Below are 5,706 nucleotides of genomic sequence, written 5' to 3'. Positions count from 1 at the left end.
CCCGCCGTTTCCGCGACAGCACCGGCACCACCGTCGGCCAGTGGCTGGCCGGGCAGCGCCTGGCCCGCGCCCAGCGCCTGCTGGAGACCACCGAACTGGGCCTGGACGCGATCGCCGCGCAAACCGGCTTCGGCAGTGCGGTCTCGCTGCGCCAGCATTTCGCCGGCCAGCTGGGCACCTCGCCGTCGGCGTACCGGCGGGGCTTCCGGGGCTAGGCCGGCATCGGCCACCGACCGCAACGGGGCGCGGGAAGCACAGGCTGGCGACCACCGGGGGCGCCCCTCCCCCGTCGGGACCTCGGCCAAGACGCGGCCGGAACCGGGACTCGTTCCCGCTTCCCCCGCATCCGCTCCTCGCCCCGCACCGCGCGGCCGCTACAATCGCCCGGTGCGCCTACTCCTCCAACAACGCCCGGACGGCCGCGAAGCCCCCCGCTTCGTGCAACTGATGCTCGAACCGGATCTGCTCGGCGGCTGGACCCTGGTCCGCGAGACCGGCCAGATCGGCGGCCGCAGCACGGTCCGGCGCGAGCAATTCCTCGATCGCGACGCCGCCTTCGCCGCGCTGGAGCAAGCGCGCGACCAGCAGCTCAAGCGCGGCTTCCAGCTGATGTTCACCCAGGGCGCCGAAGCGCCGCGATGATGCGCCGGCCGGCCTCGCCCGGCGCTGCGCGCGCGACGCCGCGCGACGCCGCGACAAACCGACGCAGCGCGGCCGCGCGCCGGCGCCGCACACTTCGTCTCTTTCCTTAAAACCGCACCTCCTCGCCACGACGCCCCCATGTCCCAGCCCAGCCCGCTCGCTTCCCCCTCGTCCCTGCCCGGCCTCGCCAACGACCGCTTCCTGCGCGCGCTGCGCCGCCAACCCGTGGACCGCACCCCGGTGTGGCTGATGCGCCAGGCCGGCCGCTACCTGCCCGAGTACCGCGCCACGCGGGCCCAGGCCGGCAGCTTCCTCAACCTGGCCAAGAACCCGGAACTGGCCTGCGAAGTCACCCTGCAGCCGCTGCGCCGCTTCCCGCTCGACGCGGCGATCCTGTTCTCCGACATCCTCACCGTGCCCGACGCGATGGGCCTGGGCCTGTATTTCGCCGACGGCGAGGGTCCGAAGTTCGAACGCCCGATCCGCAGCGCCGCCGACATCGAGCGCCTGGCCGTGCCGGACATGGAAACCGAGCTGCGCTACGTGATGGACGCGGTGCGCACCATCCGCCGCGAATTGAACGGCTCGGTGCCGCTGATCGGTTTCTCCGGCAGCCCCTGGACCATCGCCTGCTACATGGTCGAAGGCGGCGGCAGCGACAACTATTCGCGGATCAAGTCGCTGGCGCTCAACGAACCGGCGGCGATGCACCGGCTGCTGAGCGTGGTGACCGACGCGGTGATCGAATACCTCAAGGCCCAGCGCGCCGCCGGCGCGCAGGCGCTGCAGGTGTTCGACACCTGGGGCGGCGTGCTGTCGCCGCGCATGTATCGCGAATTCTCGCTGCGCTACATGCAGCGCATCGCGGCCGAGCTGGAGCGCGGCGACGGCGACCAGCGCACGCCGCTGATCCTGTTCGGCAAGGGCAACGATCCCTATCTGGAAGACTTGGCCGGCAGCGGCGCCGAGGCGGTCGGGGTCGACTGGACGGTCGGCCTGGACGAGGCCGCGCGCCGCATCGGCGGCCGGGTCGCGGTGCAGGGCAATCTCGATCCGGTCACCCTGTACGCTTCGCCGGACGCGATCCGCGCCGAAGTCGGCCTGGCCCTGGACGCCTACCGCGACGGCAACGGCGGCTCGCGCGAAGGCCACGTGTTCAACCTCGGCCACGGCCTGTCGCCGGACATGTCGCCCGATCACGTCGCCGCGCTGGTCGCGGCGGTGCACGAGCTCAGCGCGCGCTGAGCCGGCGGCCGCGCAGCGCGCGGCCTCCTTCGAACGACGCTGCCGCCGCCGCTCAGGCGCGCGGCGGCGCGCACAGCTCGGCGATCGCCTCGGCCAGCATCGCCCCGGTCACCGGCTTGCGCAGGAAGCGGTCGAACCCGGCCGCGATCGCCTGCGGCTCGGCCTCGGCATCGGCGCGCGCGGTCACCGCCACCAACGGTTGCACGAAGCCCTGCGCGCGCAACTGCCGGGCCAGATCCAGGCCGTTGATGCCGGGCAGGTCCAGATCGAGCAGAGCCATGTCGAAGCGCGCGATCGTCGCTTCGGCCAACGCCGCCAGACCGTTGGGCACATGGCTCACGCGATGCCCCTGCGCGCGCAGCAGCCCGGCGATGACTTCGGCGACGGTGGCGTCGTCCTCGACCAGCAGCAAGGCGCGCGGCCCGACCGCCGCGTCGGCGGCCACGACCGGCGTGCGCGGCCGCGCCGCCGGCGTTTCGGCGGCGGGCAGCGGCAGGTCGAACACGAAGCGCGCGCCGCGGCCGGGTTCGCTGTCGACGCGGATATGGCCGTCCATCGCCGCCGCCAGTTCCTGGCTGATCGCCAGGCCCAGGCCGCTGCCGCCGTAGCGTGCGCTGGTACGCGCCCCCTCGGCCTGTTCGAAGCGGCGGAACAGACGCGCCTTCTGTTCTTCGTTGAGGCCGGGGCCGGTGTCGACGACTTCGAAGCGCACGCCCTGCGGCCGCAGCGGTTCGACCCGCAGGCCGACCCGGCCGACCTCGGTGAACTTGATCGCGTTGCCGAGCAGGTTGAGCAGGATCTGGCACACGCGGCTGGAATCGCCGCGCAGGCCGGCCGGCACCGCCGGGTCGACCTCGACCAGAAACTCCAGCCCGCGCTGCCGCGCCAGCGGCGCCATCAGATCGCCGGCTTCGGCGACCAGGGCGCGCAGGTCGAAAGCCTCGTCGGCCAACTCGAGCCTGCCCGATTCGATCCGGGCCAGGTCCAGGGCGTCGTTGACCAAGCGCAACAGGTGTTCGCCCGCGCGCCGGATGGACTGGGTGTACTCGCGCTGTTTCTGATCCAGCGGGGTGTCCAGCAGCAACTCGCTCATGCCCAGTACGCCGGTCATCGGCGTGCGGACCTCGTGGCCGAGCGTGGCCAGGAAGCGGGTCTTGGCCAGCGAAGCCTGCTTGGCCACTTCGCGTTCGTGTTCGGCGCGCTGCCAGGCCAGGCGCCGCTGCAAACGGCGCCGGTGCGCGGCGAGCACCCAACCCAACAGCAACAGCGCCAGGGCGACGAAACCGAGCAAGGCCCAGCCGCTCCACCACCACGGCGCATCGACATGCAGTTCCACCGTCTGCACCGGCGACCACACGTTGTCGGCGGTCTTGGCCTTGACCTGCAGCCGGTAATCGCCCGGCGGCAATTGCGAAAAGATCCGCTCGCCGCTGCTGCCGCCGTCGACCCAACCCGGGTCGTACCCGTCCAGGCGGAAACGGTAACGATTGCTCGGCGCGTTGTTGAACGAAAGCAGGCGGGCGACGATGCGCAGATCGCGGTCGCCGTCGGCCAGGCGAATGGCGGGCATCGGTTGCGCGCCGCCGGCGGCGACCTGGCCGGCGGCATCGGTGGCGAAGGTCAGCCGTTCGTTGCCGCGCCGCACTTCGACGGTTTCCACGATCAGCGGCGGCGCCTGCTCCACCGGACGCACCACCGCCGGATCGAACAGCACCAGTCCTTCCGGACTGCCGACCAGGATGCGGCCGTCGGCCGGACGCGGCACCGGGCGGCCGGAGAACTCCTGGCTGGGCAGGCCGTCCTTGACCCCGTAGACGCGCGCCGAACGCGTCTGCGGGTCGACCCGCACCAGGCCGCGCGTGCTGGTCATCCACACCCGGCCGGCGCTGTCCACGGTCAGGCCCTGGGCCTCGCTCATCGGCAGGCCGGCGCGCGCGCCGAGTTCGAACTCGGGCTGCAGGCGCAGCCCGTCCCAGCGGTACGCAGCGAGATTGCCGAAGCCGCCCAGCCACACCCGGCCGTCGTTGCCGAACGCGAAAGAGTTCACCGCCTGCGCCGGCGCGCCGGGCACCGGCGCGAATCGCTGCGCCGCCGGCTGCCAGCGCCACAGGCTGCGCGCGCCGGCCAGCCACAGCGAACCGTCCGGGCCCTTGCCGGCGTATTCCAGCGACATGTCCTTGGGCAGGCCGCGCTCGCCGAACCCGAACGCCTCCAACACCCGCCCCTGCGGATCGCGCCGCTGCAGGTCGCCGTCGCTGCCGACCACCCAGATCGCGCCGTCGCTTTCGATCACCTCGGCGGTGCCGGAAACCGCCGCATCGCGGCCGTCGTCCATGCCCCAGTGGCGGCGCGCGCCGCTGGCCGGATCGATCCGGGTCAGGCCGCCGTAGTTGCTGACCCAGACCATGCCGCGGCTGTCTTCCAGCACCCGGTCCAGGCCGATGCCGTCGCTGAAATCGCGGGCGACGTGGGTCACCCGACCGGTTTCCGGATCCAGCCGGTCGAGCACGCCGCCGGTGCCGACCAGCCACATGTCGCCGCCGCGCGCCGGCGCGATGCCGAGCACGCCGGCATTGGACAGGCTGCTGTCGTCGCCGAGCCGGCGCATCAGCACCGAGAACTGGCGCCAGTTCGGCGGCAGGTACCACAACCCGTGACCGGTGCTGGCGAACCACAACCCGCCTTCGCGGTCTTCGTAGGCGTGCGACCAGCTCGGCCGCACCAGGCCCTGGCTGGTGCTGCTGAACAAGGGCACGACTTCGATCCCATCGGCGCCGCCGATGCCCAGTCCCTGCGGCAGGTCGAACCAATACTGGCCGGAGCGGTCGCGGCGCAGCACGTCGACGACTTTCAAATTCGGCGCGACCGCCGCCCACGGGTGCGCCTCGTAGCGGCCGTCGGGCCGGCGCACGCCGACCCCATGCGGATTGCCGAACCAGGCCGTGCCGTCGGCCTCGAAGGTGACCGCGTTGACGATGGTCGAACTCAGCGCCTTGTCCGGCACGCGCTCGAAATCGTGCCCGGTCCAGCGCGCCGCGCCGGCCAGGGTGCTGATCCACAAGGTGCCGTCCGGCGACACCGACAGATTGGCGATGCCTTCGCTGGGCAGGCTGCGCGGGTCGCCCTCGCGCGGCAGGAAGCGGTCGACCTTGCCGTCCGGGCCGAGCCGGTGCAGGCCGCCGTGGGCGGTGCCGAACCACAACGCGCCGTCGGGCGTGGAGGCGATCGACCAGACATTGTCGTCGCCCATCTGCGGGGTGTTGCCGCGGTTGTAGTAGCGGAACGTCTTGCGGTCGGCGTCGAGCATCGCCAGGCCGGCCTGGCTGGTGCCCATCCAGACCCGGTTGCGGGCATCGACGTGCACCGTCCACAGATAGTTGTCGCGCAAGCCCTGCTCGCGCCGCCAGACCCGATAGCCGAGGCCGTCGTAGCGCGCCAGGCCCTCGCTGGTGGCGATCCACAGATAACCGTGGCGGTCTTCGACCACCCGGTTGACGGTGTTGGAAGGCAGGCCGTCGGCGACGGTGAGTTGCCGCGGCCGCGGCGTCTCGGGCAGGCCGGCCACGGCGACCGTCGCGGCGGCCAGGCACATCGCTGCGGCGCTCAGCGCGAACAGCCGTCGAATTGTGCGCCGCATTGCCGCTCCCGCGCCGCGAAACGCGCGGCGACGGGGAATCGTCGCAATGTGTGTCGGGTAGCGCAAGCTCGGCCATGACCGCCGCCGCGGCCGGTCCGAGCGCGGCCGGCCATTCGGCCGCGCGAGCGCAGGCCGCTCAGGCCGCGGCGCTCACTCCACGCCTGCGCGAGCCAACACCGCCT

4 protein-coding genes are annotated in these 5,706 nt (G+C 72.4%); 3 read left to right on the top strand and 1 reads right to left on the bottom strand.

Features of this window, described 5'->3' with window-relative positions; translation table 11 throughout:
- The 3 genes from TX83_RS20615 to hemE all read left to right on the top strand — a co-directional run.
- A partial coding sequence (locus tag TX83_RS20615) for a helix-turn-helix domain-containing protein (protein WP_141233609.1) occupies nucleotides 1–215 on the top strand: 215 nt, incomplete at its 5' end.
- A gap of 172 nt (nucleotides 216–387) precedes the next feature.
- A complete protein-coding gene (locus TX83_RS20610; protein WP_064749861.1) occupies nucleotides 388–642 on the top strand; it encodes a WGR domain-containing protein in 255 nt (84 codons plus the stop codon).
- 138 nt (nucleotides 643–780) lie between these two features.
- Complete coding sequence (hemE, locus tag TX83_RS20605; protein WP_064749860.1) at nucleotides 781–1,887, top strand: uroporphyrinogen decarboxylase; 1,107 nt, start codon at nucleotides 781–783, stop codon at nucleotides 1,885–1,887.
- 52 nt (nucleotides 1,888–1,939) lie between these two features.
- Here the strand turns inward: hemE and TX83_RS20600 are convergent, their stop codons facing one another.
- Complete coding sequence (locus TX83_RS20600) at nucleotides 1,940–5,524, bottom strand: sensor histidine kinase (protein ID WP_261370226.1); 3,585 nt, start codon at nucleotides 5,522–5,524, stop codon at nucleotides 1,940–1,942.
- Between the last annotated feature and the right edge of the window lie 182 nt (nucleotides 5,525–5,706).

Source organism: Lysobacter antibioticus HS124, assembly GCF_000336385.2.
In the GTDB taxonomy this organism is placed as follows: Bacteria; Pseudomonadota; Gammaproteobacteria; order Xanthomonadales; family Xanthomonadaceae; genus Lysobacter; species Lysobacter firmicutimachus.
The sequence above is the reverse complement of the archived record's forward strand: the minus strand, read 5'-3'. Positions and strand labels throughout refer to the sequence as shown.